Source organism: Bacillus sp. NTK034 (genome assembly GCF_017303275.1).
GTDB lineage: Bacteria > Bacillota > Bacilli > Bacillales > Cytobacillaceae > Cytobacillus.
The window spans coordinates 394,886-414,175 of the sequence record NZ_JAFKOJ010000002.1 but is presented as its reverse complement, the minus strand read 5'-3'; the positions used below and the strand labels follow the sequence as shown (position 1 = coordinate 414,175).

The window sequence follows — 19,290 nt, the reverse complement described above, 5'->3', positions numbered from 1 at the left end:
TATAAATGATGAATAGAGTCGTACTAGTAGGAAGATTAACAAAGGATCCTGACCTTAGATATACACCAAACGGAGTACCAACAGCATCTTTTACCCTGGCAGTAAATCGCAACTTTAAAAATTCACAGGGAGAACAGGAAACAGATTTCATTAACTGTGTCGTATGGAGAAAGCCAGCTGAAAACGTGGCTAACTTCCTAAAGAAAGGCAGCCTTGCGGGGGTAGACGGAAGAATCCAGACACGCAGCTACGAGGGACAGGACGGTAAGCGAGTATATGTGACGGAAGTACAGGCAGAATCCGTGCAGTTTTTAGAGCCTAGGACCAATAACTCTCCTGCGCCAAATAACGGCAACAGAGGGGCTTCTAATGCGCCACAGAATGACTTCCCTTTTGGTGGTCAAACAGATATTGATGATTCGGACTTGCCCTTCTAATGCGCTGGCACTTAGCAACGAATGACCAATTAATGAATATTGCCAATAACGACAAAGACTGCCCTCCTTCTCTTTTGAAGGAGTTGGCGGTTGAAATGATAAAGCGTAAATTGTGGGATGGAATTATTATGTATGCCGGTAAACAAGCGTACAGAAGTCTTGAAGGGACGCTGCGATATGGCTTAAAAATGTCGAACGAGGAATTTATACACATAGGACACATTGAGATTATAAGAGTAATAGATAAGTTTCAAACCGGCATGAGGACATTGAAAACATACGTGATTATGTGCCTAATTGCTAAGTTTAAGAAAATGAAACGGGATATAGAAGCAGACATAAGGCGGGCGAACCTTGCTCCGGATAATGTGGATGCCTTGGAAGAAAAACTTCAAATCAAGATATTTCAATCACCTGTAAACGTGGAGCGGACAGTCATTAATAAAATCATGCTCGAAAAAAGCTGGCATGTCTTAAGGGATATAGAGAAACGGGCCATCTTATTAGAACAGCAGGGATATGAACAGTATGAAATCGCTGAAATGATAGGAGTTCACAAACGGCATGGTAATACGTTGTTAAATCGAGCGTACGCCAAATTAAGAAAACAGATGGGGGCTTAACCGTGAAACTAAATGAATACCAGGAATTAGCGAAAAGAACACATGACGAGGATCTATCACAGCCACAGGCTTTATGTAACTACGCTCTAGGAATCACAGGAGAAGCAGGAGAGGTTGCAGATCATATCAAGAAGGGTGTCTTTCACGGACATGAAATGAACCGGCATGAGCTTGCTAAAGAGTTAGGGGATGTTATGTGGTATGTGGCTAATCTTGCTCACTTAGCGGGATTCACATTAGAACAGGTAGCCACAATGAATGTAACTAAGCTGATGAAACGGTATCCAGATGGGTTTAATGCTGAAAGGTCGGTGAATCGTGTTGATTAAGCTAGATGGATGGGAACGGAACAATATGATTAGTGTCCTTGAATGGCGTACAAACTTCTCGCATGAATACTTAAAGTCTCTGACAGATGAACAGCTAAATAAATTGTATAAAGAAAGGGTGGGTTGAGATGAAACGGTCTCAAAAAAGGTTTGTAGGAATAGACCCATCCACTAAAACAGGAATTGTTGTACTTAGTGAACAAGGAGAGGTTATAGAGAGTAAAGAGATAACCACCACAGAAAAAGAAGATCCAAAAAGAATGATGGACATTGCTAAAAAGGTAATTAACAACTTGTGGTTTTATGATGTTATTTGCATAGAAGGCTTCTCCTACGGTTCCAGAGGTGCAGGAGTATCCACCCAATACGGCATAGGTTGGCTGATACGTGCGGAGCTGATACGGAATGGATACACCTATTATGAGGTTGCCCCATCAGCGGTGAAAAAATTCGCAACAGGCAAAGGGAACACGAAAAAAGATGAAATGGTGCTGCCGATCTATAAGAAATGGGGCTTTGAACATTCATCGGATAATGTGCGGGATGCTTATGTGCTGGCCCAAATTGCAAAAGCGATTCACAACCAGGAAGGTTTAAAAGCTTATCAAATGGACGTAATGAAGAAGGTGATTGCGTGAGCATCGAATTAACATCAGTAACTAATGACATGTACCAGGTATCACAGCGGATAGATAAAGCAAGTAAAGAAATATTTAAGCTCGCTAAGAACAAAGCGGAGTTCGAACGTGTGTATAGAGAAGCGTTGGCAAAAGAGATCATGCAGCTAAGAGCAGATGGTGTGCAGGCTACCCTTATACCGGACTTAGCAAGGGGCAAGGTGGCGTATTTAAAATTCGAAAGGGATTTAGCCAAGGACACATATAAGGCGGGCATATCGGCTTTAGAAGCGGTTAAAACGCAAGCATCTGTATTGCAGACGATTTGCAAATACCAGGAGGTGCTATAGTGACTACAGCTGTTAAAATCTCTAAATTTCAGATATATGACATACTCAAAAGCTATCACTGGAAACTGAAAGAGATACAGCGCATAGACCAATACCTCACAGGAACGGATTTTAACGGCTGCGCACAGTACGGAATAGAAGCCGCCATGCCAACAGCACAGGGGATAGTCGGGAAAGCGTTGGAAAATGAGGTTATCAGACGGACAGAGAAAAGCAAACGGCTGAATCGGTATATAGAGGAAGTCACCTTTATTAACGAACGGATTCACAAGGTGAAGGATGAACGGTCAAGGGTGGTGCTGGATTGTCTGTTAGATGGGTTAAGCCTGACAGCGACAAGCAAGCATTTAGGGATAAGCAGAAGGAAGATCACAGAGATGCGGAATGATATTGTGGATGCTTTGGCGGAATGGACATAAAAAGCGAAGGAAATGAGGGGTATAAATGGGACAAGTAAAACCTTTGACCGAATTGTTAACTAAGGAAGAAATATACAAGTTATACTGTGAAACCATTCAAGAAAATGAACAATTGAAAAACAGATTAAATCACCATATTAATGATGGTGAACGCAAACAAGAAATAATTTACAAGTTACAAAGAATGCGGGAACAAGACAAGGAAAATATTGAAACGACCTTGTACGAAATAGATATTCTTCATAAGAAAGTTAATCCACCCGAACACAGTAGCATTGATAGCCAATTTAAGCGAATTATAGACACTTTGAAAAATCGTTGGTGAACAGTACGAAGAAACAGCGACACAATGAACCAAAATGCACACTTTGCACATATTTGGAAATACGTAACTAGATGTGAGAAAATGAAGTTATAAAGACTATCGGAAAATGGTCTATAAACCACATATACGATAGGTATTCGGTAAAAGAGTCTGCGTGAAGGCGCAGTAAATCCTTCAAAATTCGACAAGAAGGCGGTATCCGTAGGTAGAGCGGGTATCGTCTTTTTATTTTGGTAGGAGTAAAGGTGCAAAGTAAATCCTTGAACAAACTACCTATGGTGTGCCTTTGGGCGGGAAAACAAACGACACATGACGGCAAAGAGGGGCCGGTCGTTTAAAAAGAAAGATGGTGAAAGAGTGCAAAAGCATATAACTTGGACAGACGAAGAAAAAGAATACTTGCAAAAGCTTAAAGAAGAAAACCCTGAATGGTCTTATCGTCAATTAGCTGAACACCTCACACATACATATGGCACTCTGTTCACCTGGAATGGCGTGAGGAACAGGATAAGGCGAGATAAGGCTAAGAAAGAAAATGAAATAGCAACTACAGGCTATAAAGAGACTGTGGAGATATTACAAGATGGATCTCATAAAAGTGATAAGCTTCTGCAGATGGATGCTAACCAAGCAAAAGATGTTAAGTATCTGTTAAAGGCACATGGGTTTGATGTGAATGAGTGGGAGCTTGTAACAGCAAAGAATAATATTTGGAATGTCTACAGTAAGGAAGATAAGGTCCAGACATTATACAGCAGTAAGATCACAGCAAAACCTAAAGTAAACGGCGTGAATTGGGATGAGGTAGTTAGGAAGCTCAAAGCAATTAAGCCTATCCATATAGAACGACAATCAGCAGAGGGAGAGCTTTATTTAAGCCTTCCTCTTTTTGATATGCATTTTGGGCCAAGTACACTAGAAACACATAAAGGTACACAGTCCGAGATATACCATTTACTTGATAAAGGGTATAAAGAAGTATTGTTCATCATTGGACAAGATATGCTCCATACAGATGATTTTAGAGGTAGAACGGCAAGCGGAAGGGAAATAGGGAAGATTAACTTTCCTAAAGCCTGGAAAGATGCAGCAATGTTCTATGAGCCTATTATAAAGAAAGCCTTAAAAACAAGTAATGTAAAGATTATGTACAGTAAAGGGAATCATGATGAAAGTATGTCATGGGCTTTTGTACAGTATTTAAAGGCGAGATTCCCACAGGCTGAATACGATGATTCATTTAGAGAAAGAAAGGTCCATATGTTAGGGCTTAACTTTGTAGGGGTGAATCACGGGGATAAGAAGAAAGATGCTAAACTATCCGAAAACTTCTCGACTGAATTTCCTTTAGAGTGGGCAAGAGCTAAAACAAGAGAAATCTTCACCGGACACTTACACCATGAGAGAGTGTTAGATACAGGTGGAGCGTTAATTAGAAGGATGCCTACGGGTAATGAAATAGATGATTATCATGATGATTACGGATATACAACAGCACATAAGCGATTCCAGGTATTTGAATATACAGAGGAAGCTGTAAAGAGCATCCATTACGTGTGAGGTGAGGTGAATGGCTAAATATGATGAGTGGTTAACAGATGAAGGGTTAATTAAGATTGAAGGATGGGCTAGGGATGGACTCACAGAGGAACAAATAGCCTATAACATGGGGATAGCAAGACAGACTCTTAATGAGTGGAAAAAGAAATTTACTTCCATTTCTGACACCTTAAAAAGAGGTAAAGAGGTTGTAGATCGTCAGGTAGAAAACGCGCTGCTTAAACGTGCTTTGGGATATGAATTTACCGAAGTCACAATAGAAGGCGGCGTTGAGACAAAGAGAGTGATCAAACAAATTGCTCCTGATACTACCGCACAGATATTTTGGTTAAAGAATCGGAAACCGGAAGAATGGCGGGATAAACAAAATATCGAACACAGCGGAGATACAGGGGTGAGAATTATAAATGACATCCCAAGAAACAACAGTTAACTTAGTAAATGTTATAGCTCCTTCCTTTTATGATGTGCATTGGCATATACACGATGGAGATTATACTCACTTTTGGCTCTCTGGCGGTCGTGGTAGCACAAAATCATCATTCATTAGTGTAGAAATCATTTTAGGTATTATGGAAGATGAAAACGCAAATGCCATGATCCTGCGTAAAGTCAAAGATACCTTACGTGATTCAGTGTATGAGCAGCTTGTGTGGGCTATAGAAGCCTTGGGAGTTACACATGAATGGGATATACCCGAAGCAAAGTTAGTCTTAACCTATAAGCCGACAGGACAGAAAATATTATTCCGTGGTGCTGATAAGCCAAAGAAGATTAAATCAGCAAAGGTTAAGAAAGGTTACTTTAAATTTATCTGGTATGAAGAATTAGACGAGTTTTCCGGTATGGAAGAAGTTCGTATGATTAACCAGTCTTTAATGCGTGGTGGCGAAGAATTTAGAGTATTTTACTCCTACAATCCACCACAATCAGCTAATAACTGGGTAAATGCTGAAAAGCTGCTAACTCGTAAAGATAGATTAGTACACCATTCTAACTATTTAACCGTTCCTAAAGAGTGGTTAGGTCAAATATTCGTTACCGAAGCCGAACACCTGAAACAGACGAAACCTAAAGCTTATGAACATGAGTATTTAGGGAATGTAACGGGTACGGGCGGAGAAGTCTTTGACAACGTGAAGATAAGGCCAATAACCGATGATGAAATAGCTAACTTCGAGAACATTAAACGAGGGATAGACTTTGGTTATGCGATTGACCCGTTAGCTTATGGTGTGATGCACTATGACCGTAAGAAGAAGCGGTTATACATCTTTCATGAGTTATATCAGGTTGGGCTATCTAATCGTGCTGCGTATGATCATATCAAAGAAGAAAATAAAAACAATGACTTTATCATAGCTGATTCTGCTGAACCAAAGAGTATACATGAGTTAAGGCAGTATGGGTTAAAGGTTAAGGGAGCTAAGAAAGGCCCTGACTCCATTGAATACGGCGTTAAGTTCCTTCAATCCCTGGAGGAAATCCTTATAGATGATATGCGGTGTCCGAATACAGCCCGGGAGTTCTTAACTTATGAATTGGATAAGGATGCCAATGGTAACTTTAAAGCGAAGTTCCCCGATTCAAATAACCACGCTATAGACATGGTGCGATATGCGTTAAATGATGAAGCTATGAAGTTTAAGGATCATAAGAAAGAGAAGTATGATCCAGATAACCTGACACCAACACAACGACACACACAAGCGGTTAAGCATATGACAGGCGGGCAACCGCAAATAGGAGCATTTACAGATTGGTAGGTGAGAAAATGAAGGAGAAATTCAGAATTAAAGTTCGTAAATATAAATGTGGAAGATGCGATTTATTATATTTAGTTGAAAGCCTTCCTCACTACCCTTATAGCGGTTCCTGCCCTAATTGTGAAAGTTCATCCTACAACGAGAATGTTGAATATATGGGAGAGATAACGATTAGCCAAGAGGACGGTGAATGATATGGAATACATTTTAGGGCTGCTCTCCGGAGTGGTCTTTTTTGCTGTGTTAGGAGCTGTGCTATACACCGGCTACCGGATGGGTCAGAAGAAACCTCCTGTTCAATCGGTTGAAGTGGATGCAACAGAGCAGCAGAAGATAAAAGACTTTGATAAGTATTTCAAAGACATTATGAGTTATGACACTGACATAGCCCTACAGCGGAAGAAGGTGACAGATGAATGAGCGATTCTAATATAACGAAGGATTGGGCGTTGTATTTAGCCGGTAAGACGTACAATGACCGATTAACACCTAGTTATTACGATACAGTGGATGCCAACTTAGCCTTCTTCGAAGGTGATCAATGGCGTAACCTTAAAGCGGATAACATGCCGAAGCCTGTATTCAATATTATTAAGCGGGTTATCACATTCCAGGTGGCTTCTCTTACCTCATCTAAAACGAAGATACACTTTGAAGATTTGCTAAATGTACCAAGGAATCCTGATGTAAACACTCCAAGCCTTGCAGAAATAGCTAATGCACAGGTGCAAAACTTGTTGGAGAAATTCAAGTTTGACTTCAAAATCAAACAAGCGCTGTTTGATGCGGCAATTACTGGAGATGCAGCAGCACATTTTATTTTCGATATGACAAAACAGCCGTTTGGCTCTAAGAACGCTACAAAGGGCGAGATTTGCTTAGAAATAGTCGATGGAGTGAACGTGTTCTTTGGTAATGCAAATAACTCTAATGTCGAAGCACAGCCTTATATCATTATTTCAGGTCGAGATATGGTGCAGAATCTAAAGGATGAAGCTAAACGCTATAAACAGAGTGAGCAAGAGGTTGACCAGATCAATTCTGATGCTGAATACCAATACCAAGCTGGCGACAGTGGTGAAATTGAAGTAGAAGCTGATGATTACGGAAAGGCCTTGTATATTATCGTTTACCGTAAGAAAAAGGTTAAGCGACAAGTAAAGGATGAACAAGGGAATCCTGTCTTAGATGATGAAGGCAAGCCTGTTACAGAAGAAGTTATATCGGTAACGGTATCTAAAAGTGTTCAAAACGCTTATATCTACAAAGATATTGATACAGAGCTTACTCATTACCCGTTAGCCTGGATGAATTGGGAGAAACAGAAGAATCAATACCACGGCAGAGCGCTGTGCACAGGGATTCTTCCGAATCAGATATTTATTAACCGTATGTTTGCTATGGTTATGTATCACTTAATGATGACAGCCTTCCCTAAGGCGGTATATAACGCTGATATGCTAAGTGGTTGGGATAATCAAATTGGTACAGCTATTGGCATTCGCGGAATGGGTCCTGAACAGAACATTAAAAACCTAGCCGGTTACCTTGAACCAGGTAACATGAGCGGGCAGATTATCCAAACGCTTGAATTAGCCATGCAATATACAAAAGAAATGCTAGGAGTCAGTGATGCTGCATTAGGACAGATTGACCCTAAGAATACATCAGCCATTATAGCGGTGCAAAAGTCCACGGCTATTCCGTTAGAGAATCCTAAATCTAATCTATATGAATGGATAGAGGATATAGGCAAGATTCTCTTTGACATGATGGGTACTTATTACGGTGAACGCCCTTTAACAATGGATGTAGATGGTGAGAAACAAGTCATCAACTTTGATTTCGGCCAGTTTAAAGATGCTTTCCTAGATGTCCGGGCTGATGTTGGTGAATCTTCTTACTGGTCAGAGATTGCGAGTGTTCAGACACTTGATGCCCTTCTTAACAATCAGCACATTGACATTATCAACTATTTAGAACGTGTGCCGACTGAATATATCCCGCAGAAAGAGGAATTGATAGCGGATATTAAAGAGAAAATGCAAATGGCTGAACAGCAGCAAGTAATGCAAGAAGGCATGATGGACCCGGAAGAATTGGTGATGCAGCTGTCACCAGAGGAACAACAAGCGTTCTTTAACGCACCACCAGAAGTACAGCAGAAGATTATAAGTCAAATGCAGCAACCACAGCAAGCACCTCAACAGTAGGTGTTTTTATTTTGTCCTGAATATGACGTTAAACTGTTCAAAATTGCCCAACCATAGGCAAGGAGGAAATGAAATGTTTGAAAATGATGATGTAATTTTACCTGATGATTTCGAAGCAGCCCCACCAGAGGCAGAAGAAGCACAGGAAACTGTTAGTGAGGAATCTTTTGAGGAATCTCTTGATTCAGTCGAAGAAACCGAACAGACAGAAGAATTAACCGAACAGCAACAAGAGGAACAGCGTCAAGCCTTCCTCAAAGTTAAATATAACAAAGAGGAAATGGATCTTGACGAAGATACAGCCAGGGAACTTGCTCAAAAAGGTTTGAACTATGACAAGGTGCAGGAACGTTTACAAGCGCTTGAAAGTGATCCACGTTTATCCTTTGTCGAGGAATTAGCCAAAGAGCAGGGAATGACCACAGAGCAGTATCTACAAGCTGTACAGGAGTATAAGGAGCAGGAGAAGCTTAACGAGCTGATTCAGCAGAATATCCCAGAAGAATTAGCCAAGGAAATCCTGGAAACGCGCAAAATGCGGGAGGAAATCAAATCTAAAGAGCAAGCCAAGGTAGAGGAAGAAAAGAAAAGTGCTGAATACAAAGAGTTTTTCGACTACTACCGTCAGGCTAACGGCAAAGACTTTGATCCGAACAGTGACCAGATCCCGAAGGAAGTATGGGAAATGAATGAAAAAGGCGTTCCGTTAAAGTATGCCTTCATGGAGCATCACAGCAATCAGTTGCAATCTCAAATAAAAACAATAAAACAGAATGAAGAAAACGCAAAGAAAGCGCCTGTGCAGGGTGTTACGGCTCATGGCAGCACGGAAACAGCATCAGAGGATGACTTTATGCGTGGCTTCAATTCAATTTAAAGGAGTGTTTAATCAATGGCAGTAAACTTAGCATCTAAATATAGCCAAAAAGTAGACGAGCGTTTCAAACTTAAATCCCTAACAGAATCAGCGGTAAACCGTGAGTATGATTGGAATGGCGTAAATAGCATTAACGTTTACTCTATCCCAACTGTAGCGATGAACAACTACACTAAAACAGGTCTTTCCCGTTATGGTACGGCTGCTGAACTGGATAACACAGTACAGACAATGACTCTTACTCGTGACCGTTCATTTACGTTCACAATTGACCGTGCAAACCACCAGGATACACAAATGGTTATGCAGGCTGGTAAGGCTCTTGCCCGTCAGATTGATGAAGTTATCGTACCTGAAATTGACGTTTACCGTCTTGCTGCTATGTCTGCTGCAGCTATCGCAAACGGACATACTGCATCAGTAGATATTACAGCAACGAATGCTTATTCTTCCCTATTGGAAGCGGGTGAAGCGTTGGATGAGGACAAAGTACCGGCTACAGGTCGTATTGCCTTTGTAAGACCATCTTTCTACAACTTCTTAAAGTTGGATAACTCATTCATCAAAGCTTCTGAACTTGGTCAGAAAATGCTGATCAATGGTCAAGTTGGGGAAGTAGACGGAGTGAAAATTGTTAAAGTTCCTTCTGTGTACCTTCCAGCTAACCATGAATTTATCATGGTTCATCCAGTTGCTACAGTTGCAGCTCAAAAGCTAGAAGATTACAAAACTCACGACAACCCTCCTGGTATCAACGGATGGTTAGTAGAAGGCCGCAAGCGTTATGATGCGTTTGTTCTTGAAAATAAAAAGAATGCTATCTTCGCTCACAAAAACGCAACAATCTAAGGAGTGATTTAAATGAGTAAAGTATTCCAAGCGGAAAATGGGCAAACAGTTATTGCTCGTGATGAAATTCAGGAAGCTGCATTTCGCAATGCCGGCTTAAAAGAAGTCAAAGACACGAAGAAGAAGTAATCATGAGGGGGTAGGCAATCGTCTGCCCCTTTTTTATTTGTAATTAGGGGGTGATTGTGTGGTAACAGCAAAGCAAGTGTATGACATGGCATTGGTCCTGATTGATGAAGTAACCGAAGCGGGAGAAATCGTTCCAGATACACCAAAATATTACGAATCAAGGGCAAAGACCATCCTTACACAACTCCAAACCGAATTGTTGCCAGCATCACAGGAACCGGAAGTTATCACCGATTTAACTCAATCATTAAAGGTGGCGGACCGTATTGCAATCACTGTTTTGCCGTATGGGTTAGCTGCACATCTTCTATTGACAGAGGATATAAATACAGCTTCATATTTCAATGCCCGATATGACGAGCTAAAGAGGAAAACTCTTACTGCTATTGAGCCAATCACTGATGTATTAGATGTGTTGGGAGGTATGCAGTAATGGCACAAATGCAAACCAGGCAGGTTCCTAGTCCTCCATTAATGCGTATTGAGCCTTTTAAAGGGATTAACCTATCGGTTACACCTACTCAAATAGATAACTCACAAAGCCCGGATATGCTGAACATGCACACGGACGAGCGAGGGGCTTTAATAAAGAGAACAGGCTATAGAAGGGTGATTCCTCAAAGTATCGGAGAAGGTAGCGTAAACGGTATGTTCGTGTTTCCTAAACAGGATGGATCCAGAGAGTTCTTATTTGCACACGGCACCAAGTTATATAAAACTAACGCATTGCCTGATGCGGGTACACAGCCTTCTGTTTGGTCTGATGATGATTTAAGCCAGAATTGGGGTGATTAAATGGATTTCACACAGAATCTTAATTTATATAAATGGAATAAAGAAGATAAAAAGCAAGATACCATCACGGAAATGTCTAAGAATATGGACACAATTGATGCGCAGTTGGCGGAAACATCGAAGAATATCGGGTCAATTGAAGAGTACGGGGGAAAAGCTGATTGGGATGGAACAGTGGGTACAGATAATTCCACAGCGTTCACTAATTCTTTCAATAATGGTAATGAAATATATATTTATCTCCCTAAAGGTAAGTATAAAACGTCTTCTCTCTCAATCCCAGCAAACAAAAATGTAAACATTATCGGGATGGGTATTGATGTAACTGAAATACACTGTACAGGAAAGTTTTTTACTTGTTCAAATACTGCTTTATTCACAACAGTACCTACAGCTTCAATTCCTGAAGGAAGTAGGAGAGTGTCATTAGCAAGTGCGGCAGGAGTTCAGATAGGGCAGTTAATCACTTTCACTAGTAATGTAGACAACATGGAAGAGACTGCATACGCCATCAAGAGAAACCACTCAGCGATTATTACAGGAATCGCAGGTAATGAGGTGACATTTGACAGACCTGTACCTCTAAACTTTACATCTACTGATGTAACGATCAAAGGATACAAAGTTGGTAAGGTTAAAATCTCAAACTTAACCGTGTCCGGTGAGTTCGATGGGTTTTTCGGTGACGTTATGTACAGTAGTGGTTTTGAGGTTGAAAATGTAAAAATAGTGAACCGAAATAGAAAATACCAGGGTGAAACTTCAACGGGAGGGTTTGACCCTAATCAAACCGGTGGCACAATGCACGGATTCCGCGTTCAGTACGCGGTTGATACAGTGTTTAAAAATCCTAAATTTGAGTACCTTTCATATGGAGTTATGCCAACTGCTGGAGCAGTAGGAGTAACGTTGTTAAACCCTATAGCAGTAAGATGTAGGCATGCAGCAGCGCCTACAGGGGGAGCACAAGGCATAACTGTTAGAGATGGAAAAGCGTATGAATGCTACGCAGGGTATGATAGCCACCAAACTACTTTTGATGCTTACCATTACAATTGTCATTCTTATGGAGATGAAACGGCAAATAAATTTCGTGGGCGTTATGATTTAATTGAGGGTTGCTATTTTTCAGGAGGATTTGAAGCATGGCATGATGTTGGTTTAAGGAGTTTGGCAATTCGAGATAAGTTCATTAAAGTCGTATCCAATACTGTTTCAGAAAAACAAGCAAACTTCGATAATGCTATATCTGTAAATGGACACGGTTCAGCCTTAAAAGGATATGTGAGTAATTATAATGTGTTAGATTTCTTCTCCATGAAAGACTCAACGATATATATTCCTGATGGATCGGTTATCTCTGGTTACAAACTTTGGTTTGCTTTCGCTAAAGTCAATAAAATGGAAAACGTGCGAATATTTGGCCCTTATCGAGGAATTTCCCAAACATCAGGAATACTTTCAACCGATTTGCACAAAGCATTGTATATAAGTCGTAATGACCAAAATGGTACGGTTGAGTTAAACAATATAGAAATTGATGGTTTTGATTATGGGGTTGATTTCCCGACAGGACTAAACCTATCTAAGTTTTCATTTAACAATATACAAATAAAAAACTGTGTTCATGGTATTAATAACGCAGCAAACTACAAAGACAACGGTACATTTAACGATATATCTTTTGTAGGGTGTAAAACAAATATTATCGAACCTTTTCGCTTTAGATTCTCTTCAGTAACAGGTAAGGAAAACCAGTCTTTTGATATTTACCTCGCCCGAACTTTTAATACAAATGCTATGCCGACAACAGGAAATTGGAGAAAAGGGGATTACGGTATCAATACTAATCCTTCTGAATTAGGTACAGCCGGAAGTAAATATATTGTTTTAGGGTGGAAAAGATTAACAACAGGTAGCGGGAATGTGTTGAATACTGATTGGTTAGAATGTCGAGCGTTGACTGGTAACTAATACACCAAAACATCTTTACTGTTTGCTTTAAATAAGGTTTAATTTCCAATTTTATAATGATATAGTAGTAATTGTATTTTGATGGAATGGAGAGAATTATGAAAACATTCACCGATAAATTGATTTTTTTACTACTTATATCATCCTTTGGTCCCTATATTTCTATTTCGCTAGGTTTAAAAGTGGATAGTGTTGTTATTTTCTTGGGTGGTTTTTTATATATTCTTTTGCTGTTTAGTAGGAAGGAGATCGTCGCGCATAAAAACTTGATGAACCTTTTTGTTATTTGGGTGGGTTTGTTTGCTTACCTATTTTTTAGAACCTTGATATATGGAGGTTCAATGAGTACAAGCTCATTCGTTGCCGAGATTAAAAACTTCTTACAGCCTGTATTTTTAATAGCATTTTTTGCTTTAGTATTGCGCAAACAAGATGCTTTGCAAACGGAACAACTGTTAAGCAAAGCTGGTAGATGGCTTTTGATACTATTATCCTTAAATACCTTATGGATTTTCCTCAGTTTCTTTATTGATTTAACAGTGATTAATCAGTATTTCTGGAGGGGGGCTGACTCTGTCGCCCACAGAGCTGCACAGATGGGAAGATACAGCGGAGTTTTCAATCAGCCAATAGAATCTGGGGTAGCTTATTCCTTGGGTTTATTCGTCTGGACATATTTAATGGATGTCTCAAAAAAGAAACTAAAGATAAGAAACATATTTACTTTGATTCTATTAATAATTGGCGGCTCCTTGTCGGTTTCAAAGGTATTTGTCATTTTCGGATTGGCGCTCTTTATCTTATATGCTTTTTCAGTTAAGGCAATAAGAGGTCAATTATTCAAGTTAGCCATTCTGTTTGCTGGTATCTTTACACCAATTTATTTATATCTGACCAAGACCTGGGATGGAATCAACTACTTATTCAGGCTTTTTGACAGTTCGAATTATCAGCAACAGGGAATCTTAACCTTATTAACGGCAGGGAGATACGGGAGCGGAGATTCACAACAAAATCAATATTTCGAGCGAATAATGAGGGAATCCCCTTTGATGGGGGAAGGTTTAGGGTCACAAGAAATATACGATAGTGCTTTCTTCCATATGTTTAGCAGCGGTGGAATATTAGCGCTTGGATTGTATGTTTTGCTCTTATGCGCACTTTTGTGGAGTGTGTATCAATTTTATTTCTACGCCTATAAACGTCCCGAATTTAAGTTTTTCTTCTGCTTAGTTTTATTGACAATTGTTGGAGGGCTCGGGGCACCGGTTTTAACCTTGAATAGATCGTCAGTTATATTGTGGGTATTAATAGGCCTAACACTTCAGTTTTTAAGTGTTTATGTACAAGAAAAAAGAAACGCACTTCAAGATGATGAAACAAAAACAAAAATTGCATAATCGGAAGATAATGCGCAATAAGTAATCTCATGTTTGAAAGGATGGTGACACATGCTTACATGGGAAAATGAATTAAATACGGATCTGGTGAGACCGGTCGAAATTTATGGGAACGTGGCAAATAGCCAGGTTTCTTTTTTTATGATGAATGACAAAGCGTATCTGATGGATGGAGAACATTATTTAACCTATGATGGTGAAACCTTCTCAGAAGTTACACCTTATGTGCCTAAGATTTCTATCTCAAAAGATCCTGCCGGCGGCGGCGTAGCTTATGAGGATTTCAACCTTTTAGGCAAAGGGTTCCAAGACTCCTTTTCTGCAGATGGTGTGGCAACTGAATTTGTTCTCACGCTTAAAGAGTTAGATGATACACCCTTAACAGCGGGAGTCAACGGTACACCGATGAATGAAGGCAACGGATTCACAGTAGACAGAGTAAACGGCAAAGTTACATTTAATGCAGCGCCAGAAAAAGGAACAAATAATGTTATCATAACAGCCTATAAGACATTCGCAGGATTTGCTGAACGGATTAAAAAATGCCGTTTTCATGTTATCTATGGCGGTTCTAATGATACAAGGGTGTTTGTGAGTGGTAATCCGGATATGCCTGAATACGTGTGGGCGAGTGATCTATATAATCCTGCGTACTTCCCTGAAAACAGGTTTTATAAGTTCCCTGATAAAGTGATGGGATTCTCAAAACAATATGATTATTTGGTTATCGAAAGGGCTAACGGGAAGCACCAGGTATCTTTCGAACTTAACAATGGAGAAGCCAGCTTCCCTTCTAAGCCAATTAATGACCAAGTGGGGACCATTGCCCCTAATTCTATTCAGATCATCGAGAATAACCCTGTATCGCTCTCTAAAAACGGTGTATATATGCTGACTGCATCTAATGTGAGGGATGAAAGGAATGTTTCCCGATTATCAGAAGCGGTAGAAGCTAAATTACTAAAAGAACCGAACTTAGATAAGGCTATTTCTTTCGAATACGACAAAAAATATTGGCTTGCGGTCAATGAAAATGTTTATCTATTCGATTATGCCATAGGAGAATGGTTCCTATATAACAATATCCCCGCCACCTGTTTCTTTGAAATGGATGGCTATTTGTATTTCGGCACTAAAGATGGATTGATACAGCGCTTCTATCAAGACACGGAAATAAATGCTTATCACGATGACGGAAAACCAATCAGCGCCTATTGGAAATCAAAGCACTTCACATTCGGGGCAGACGAACAAAGGAAGTTAGTTGAAAAAGTGTACTATGCTTTGAAGCCTGCAACAAGAACTTCGACAGATCTTTATTATGTAACAAATAAAAAAGAAAGCGGCCTTGTTAAATCTAACCGTATGGATCTAATGGATTTCAGAGACTTAGATTTCAATAATTTCTCTTTCTTAACAAGCATATTCCCGCAAGAATCTGCAGTGAAAATCAAGGCTAAGAAGGTTACTCACTTCCAATTGATATTAAAGAATGAAAAGCCTGATGAAGCTCTGGGAATTCTGTCATGCGGGGTTAAATATAAATATCAATCTTACGTGAAATAGAGGTGAGAATATGGGTTTTGAAAAATTGACAGCTTTTTCAAAGAAAGTATCAGATTTAGCCGATAAACCAAATCAGCAGCTAACAGCTGGCGAACTAAAGGCGTATTTCGATTCGTCACCAGAGGAAGTAAGGGTCTATCTAAATAAATTGATAGATGAATTGAAGGCATCCACTGCATCACAGGAAATTGGAGTGTCGCAATTTTCCTCTAACCCTGCAGACTTGCAAGGCACCCTAGAGTGGCTTAAAGAACAAATTGATTTCACAATGTTGGGTCAAGTCCCGGATGGATCCATTACACCATTGAAACTATCGACTGATGCAAAGAATGCTACTAACATCAGCGCGAGTGTTTCTGGATTAACAGGTGATAATGTCCAACAGATTCTTACGAACCTTTTTCAATATGCCAATAACGGTAAAACGGATATTGCGGGCGTTATTGGCTCACCGGCTACAAGCGGGGAAACTTTCGCACAGTTAAAAACGCATATCCAAAACAGCAAAAACACTCTTGCGACTAATCTGACTAATAAAGGCCAAGTCTCTAGCGGCACCGAATCATTAACCTCTTTAGTTGGGAAAGTAGCCAACGTCAACACCGGGAAAAGATTTGCAAGCGGTAGTGTAACGGTCAATAACAATGACAAATTTACTGTTAATGGATTGTCGTTTAAACCTTCCTATGTCCTTGTTTATTCCGGTGGTGAATTTATCGCAATGGGTCCAAAAAACAGTATAACCTCTGAATCAGTTTTTAAAGTGGACCCAACGACTTTTTATAACGGTGTGTTTACTACAACCAGTGATGGTTTTAATATACAGATTTCGAATTTACCTTTAACTAATTATGTAGCCAATTGGATCGCCTATGAATAGAGGTGGCTAGGGTGAATCGCATCGGCAGAAAATTGTATTTTGATAAAGAAACCGGTCATGTCATTTTGGATACAGGCGAACGAAAAGGCTCTGTAATCGAAACGTCTGTAGAACAGGATATTGAAACCTACCAAGTGTTAGGGGAAAGAAACCGGGGTTCATTTGATGTAATATCATTTCAATTCGGTGCTTTCGCCCTGGAATTTGCGAACTGTAAAGGTTTTTACGTAGATGTAATAACCAAAAGTGTGAAATTTATATAAATCTCTTTTAAAGGGGTGAAAATATGGCGGCAGTGCCACAGTTTACAAGTAAAGAAGAAGAACGTTTTTATCGTCACACCAACCCAAATTCGGACTATACAAAGCAAATAGACATGAAGTACATCAACAACATAGGGAGCGCCCTAAAAAACAACACAGGCGTTTCTAAAGCGCAGATGGATGATTACAACTCCCGTGTAGCAAAGTGGAACATTAACACGAATCCTACACCGGATATGAATCAGCAAGTTACAGACATGTTCAATAAGCAACAGCAGTATTTGAATGACATGTTCAATAAGCAGAAGGAATCCCAAATGCAACAGTTGCAAGCGCAGCGGGATAAAGCGGTTGGTCAAATAAATCAGCAGAAAGCACAAGTGGCTCCACAGTATCAGCAAATGAGGAATCAGACTGATGCTGTCAATCAGCAGAATGTACAGAGATTACGTGAAGTCATGGCTAATGCGGGTCTTACAGCAACAGGTGAAAACGTATCTGCTAATGCTGCAATGAACAATCAGCGTGTCAGCTCTCTGAATCAGCTGAACCTACAGGAACAGCAGACAATCGATGATCTTGACCGGAGAATTGCAGACCTTAACAATCCTGCAGAAGAACAGGCAATGCTTAATGCTATTGAAGCAGAACGAGCTAGAGCTATGTACGATGCCTATAACCGTGCAGAAGATGTGGGTTACGGTCGTTACCGTGATTCTGTCTTAGATAACCGTTATAACGATGAATTCGGTTACCAGAAACAGCGTGATGCCCGTCGTGATGCTGAATGGGAATCTGAACAGAAGTATAACCGTCAGTGGAACAAAGACCAATTCGAATATCAGAAGGGCCGTGATGCTCGTGGTGATGCTGAGTGGGAATCATCACAAAAAGCAGACAGAGCATGGAGAGAGTATCAATTCAATAACATGTCGGCTTCTGAGAAGGCTCAATTACAGCAGAGAATTGCTGAATTAGGTGAGGAAATGGGTTGGAGATTACATGAAATGGAGTACAACGGCAATCTCCAAAAAGGCCAATATGAAGCTGAACTAGATTACTACAGTGCAATGGATTTTCTTCCGTAGGCGGAAAGGGGGTGGCGGACTACTATTTAAATAACTTTAGAGTGTCTAGTCCTTTCGGTGAAAATCGAGGAAACGAAACTCATAGAGGGGTAGACTTCGCTGGCTTGAAACCTGGTGAAGCCGATGGAAAGAATATCCCTTCGTTATCAGCGGGTACCGTTGAGCAAGTCTTTGTAAACAATAAAACTGCCGGTCATGGTGTAGTTATTCGTGGCGCAGACGGCAATCAATATAGATATATCCACATGAAAAACGCACCGAAATTAAAAGTAGGGGATAAGGTTGGTGTCGGTCAATCTCTTGGATTAATCGGCAGCAGCGGTCAATCAGACGGACCACACCTTGACTTGAAGATTGTTGATAAGAAAGGGAATTATGTGGATCCGATTAAAGTGATCAAAGGAATGTCAGCCAGTAAAGCATCTGCACCAAAAGAAGGCGGCAGTTCCTATAAGAACACATGGAAAACGAAGAATGAAGCACTAAAGGCACCTGGTTATCAGTCGTATAAGAAGCACCTAGCGCAAGCCCTACAGACAGGTAAAATACCTTCTAATTGGGTAGTAGCTTTAACTGAACTAATCGGCAGGGAGTCCACATGGAATCCTGGTGTGAAGAACGGAAAAAGCACTGCTTGGGGATATGGTCAGTTCTTAAAGAAAACTAGGTCTGATTACGAAAAGAAAATGGGCATGAGCTATGATGACCCTGTAAATCAAATTATTATGACTGCCCAGTATATTAAAGATAGATATGGTACGCCTGAGAAAGCTTTATTGCACTGGGATAAGAAAAATTATTATTGATGTATAAAAATAAGGCGGTGGAGA

General features: G+C 40.2%; 24 protein-coding genes. All 24 read left to right on the top strand.

Going from position 1 to position 19,290, the window contains the following annotated elements; genetic code table 11:
- Positions 1-5: 5 nt before the first annotated feature.
- Complete coding sequence (ssb, locus tag JI665_RS08285) at positions 6-437, top strand: single-stranded DNA-binding protein (protein WP_206838635.1); 432 nt, start codon at positions 6-8, stop codon at positions 435-437.
- Between the two features lie 95 nt (positions 438-532).
- A complete protein-coding gene (locus tag JI665_RS08280) occupies positions 533-1,060 on the top strand; it encodes a hypothetical protein (RefSeq protein WP_206838632.1) in 528 nt (175 codons plus the stop codon).
- A 2-nt stretch (positions 1,061-1,062) separates the two neighbouring features.
- Complete coding sequence (locus JI665_RS08275; protein ID WP_206838630.1) at positions 1,063-1,389, top strand: nucleoside triphosphate pyrophosphohydrolase family protein; 327 nt, start codon at positions 1,063-1,065, stop codon at positions 1,387-1,389.
- A gap of 25 nt (positions 1,390-1,414) precedes the next feature.
- Entirely contained in the window at positions 1,415-1,516 is a 102-nt protein-coding gene (locus JI665_RS29190) for a hypothetical protein (protein WP_414635267.1), read from the top strand.
- A 1-nt stretch (position 1,517) separates the two neighbouring features.
- Positions 1,518-2,027: a crossover junction endodeoxyribonuclease RuvC gene (locus JI665_RS08265; RefSeq protein WP_206838627.1), complete on the top strand. Its 510-nt coding sequence runs from the start codon at positions 1,518-1,520 to the stop codon at positions 2,025-2,027.
- A complete protein-coding gene (locus tag JI665_RS08260) occupies positions 2,024-2,356 on the top strand; it encodes a hypothetical protein (protein ID WP_312886151.1) in 333 nt (110 codons plus the stop codon). Before JI665_RS08265 ends, JI665_RS08260 begins: the two co-directional genes overlap by 4 nt.
- On the top strand, positions 2,356-2,775 hold the full coding sequence (locus tag JI665_RS08255) for a DNA-binding response regulator (protein ID WP_206838624.1): 420 nt from the start codon (positions 2,356-2,358) through the stop codon (positions 2,773-2,775). Before JI665_RS08260 ends, JI665_RS08255 begins: the two co-directional genes overlap by 1 nt.
- A 25-nt stretch (positions 2,776-2,800) precedes the next feature.
- Positions 2,801-3,100 (top strand): hypothetical protein, encoded by a 300-nt coding sequence (locus tag JI665_RS08250; RefSeq protein WP_206838621.1) that lies wholly within the window; start codon positions 2,801-2,803, stop codon positions 3,098-3,100.
- A 309-nt stretch (positions 3,101-3,409) separates the two neighbouring features.
- Entirely contained in the window at positions 3,410-4,660 is a 1,251-nt protein-coding gene (locus JI665_RS08245) for a helix-turn-helix domain-containing protein (RefSeq protein WP_206838618.1), read from the top strand.
- Between the two features lie 10 nt (positions 4,661-4,670).
- Entirely contained in the window at positions 4,671-5,093 is a 423-nt protein-coding gene (locus tag JI665_RS08240) for a hypothetical protein (RefSeq protein ID WP_206838614.1), read from the top strand.
- On the top strand, positions 5,068-6,426 hold the full coding sequence (locus JI665_RS08235; protein ID WP_206838611.1) for a PBSX family phage terminase large subunit: 1,359 nt from the start codon (positions 5,068-5,070) through the stop codon (positions 6,424-6,426). The genes JI665_RS08240 and JI665_RS08235 overlap by 26 nt, the downstream gene beginning before the upstream one ends.
- Positions 6,427-6,621: 195 nt before the next feature.
- Positions 6,622-6,846 (top strand): hypothetical protein, encoded by a 225-nt coding sequence (locus JI665_RS08230; RefSeq protein WP_206838608.1) that lies wholly within the window; start codon positions 6,622-6,624, stop codon positions 6,844-6,846.
- Complete coding sequence (locus JI665_RS08225; RefSeq protein WP_206838605.1) at positions 6,843-8,639, top strand: hypothetical protein; 1,797 nt, start codon at positions 6,843-6,845, stop codon at positions 8,637-8,639. The genes JI665_RS08230 and JI665_RS08225 overlap by 4 nt, the downstream gene beginning before the upstream one ends.
- 73 nt (positions 8,640-8,712) lie before the next feature.
- Positions 8,713-9,516: a hypothetical protein gene (locus tag JI665_RS08220; protein ID WP_206838603.1), complete on the top strand. Its 804-nt coding sequence runs from the start codon at positions 8,713-8,715 to the stop codon at positions 9,514-9,516.
- A gap of 159 nt (positions 9,517-9,675) precedes the next feature.
- Positions 9,676-10,365: a N4-gp56 family major capsid protein gene (locus JI665_RS08215; protein WP_244671126.1), complete on the top strand. Its 690-nt coding sequence runs from the start codon at positions 9,676-9,678 to the stop codon at positions 10,363-10,365.
- A 187-nt stretch (positions 10,366-10,552) separates the two neighbouring features.
- The gene (locus JI665_RS08210) at positions 10,553-10,927 is read left to right on the top strand and encodes a hypothetical protein (RefSeq protein WP_206838597.1); all 375 of its coding nucleotides are present in this window, start codon (positions 10,553-10,555) and stop codon (positions 10,925-10,927) included.
- Positions 10,927-11,289, top strand: a complete 363-nt coding sequence (locus JI665_RS08205) for a hypothetical protein (protein ID WP_206838595.1) — start codon at positions 10,927-10,929, stop codon at positions 11,287-11,289. The genes JI665_RS08210 and JI665_RS08205 overlap by 1 nt, the downstream gene beginning before the upstream one ends.
- Positions 11,290-13,263: a hypothetical protein gene (locus JI665_RS08200; protein WP_206838593.1), complete on the top strand. Its 1,974-nt coding sequence runs from the start codon at positions 11,290-11,292 to the stop codon at positions 13,261-13,263. It abuts the gene before it with no gap.
- Positions 13,264-13,361: 98 nt separating this feature from the next.
- On the top strand, positions 13,362-14,663 hold the full coding sequence (locus JI665_RS08195) for a hypothetical protein (protein WP_206838590.1): 1,302 nt from the start codon (positions 13,362-13,364) through the stop codon (positions 14,661-14,663).
- Between the two features lie 51 nt (positions 14,664-14,714).
- Positions 14,715-16,229, top strand: coding sequence for a hypothetical protein (locus JI665_RS08190; RefSeq protein WP_206838589.1), 1,515 nt, complete (start codon positions 14,715-14,717; stop codon positions 16,227-16,229).
- 10 nt (positions 16,230-16,239) lie between these two features.
- Entirely contained in the window at positions 16,240-17,109 is an 870-nt protein-coding gene (locus JI665_RS08185) for a hypothetical protein (RefSeq protein WP_206838586.1), read from the top strand.
- Between the two features lie 11 nt (positions 17,110-17,120).
- The gene (locus JI665_RS08180; protein ID WP_206838583.1) at positions 17,121-17,372 is read left to right on the top strand and encodes a hypothetical protein; all 252 of its coding nucleotides are present in this window, start codon (positions 17,121-17,123) and stop codon (positions 17,370-17,372) included.
- 317 nt (positions 17,373-17,689) lie between these two features.
- A complete protein-coding gene (locus JI665_RS08175; RefSeq protein WP_206838580.1) occupies positions 17,690-18,460 on the top strand; it encodes a hypothetical protein in 771 nt (256 codons plus the stop codon).
- 11 nt (positions 18,461-18,471) lie between these two features.
- Positions 18,472-19,266, top strand: coding sequence for a peptidoglycan DD-metalloendopeptidase family protein (locus JI665_RS29110; RefSeq protein ID WP_206838577.1), 795 nt, complete (start codon positions 18,472-18,474; stop codon positions 19,264-19,266).
- The last annotated feature ends 24 nt before the right edge of the window (positions 19,267-19,290 follow it).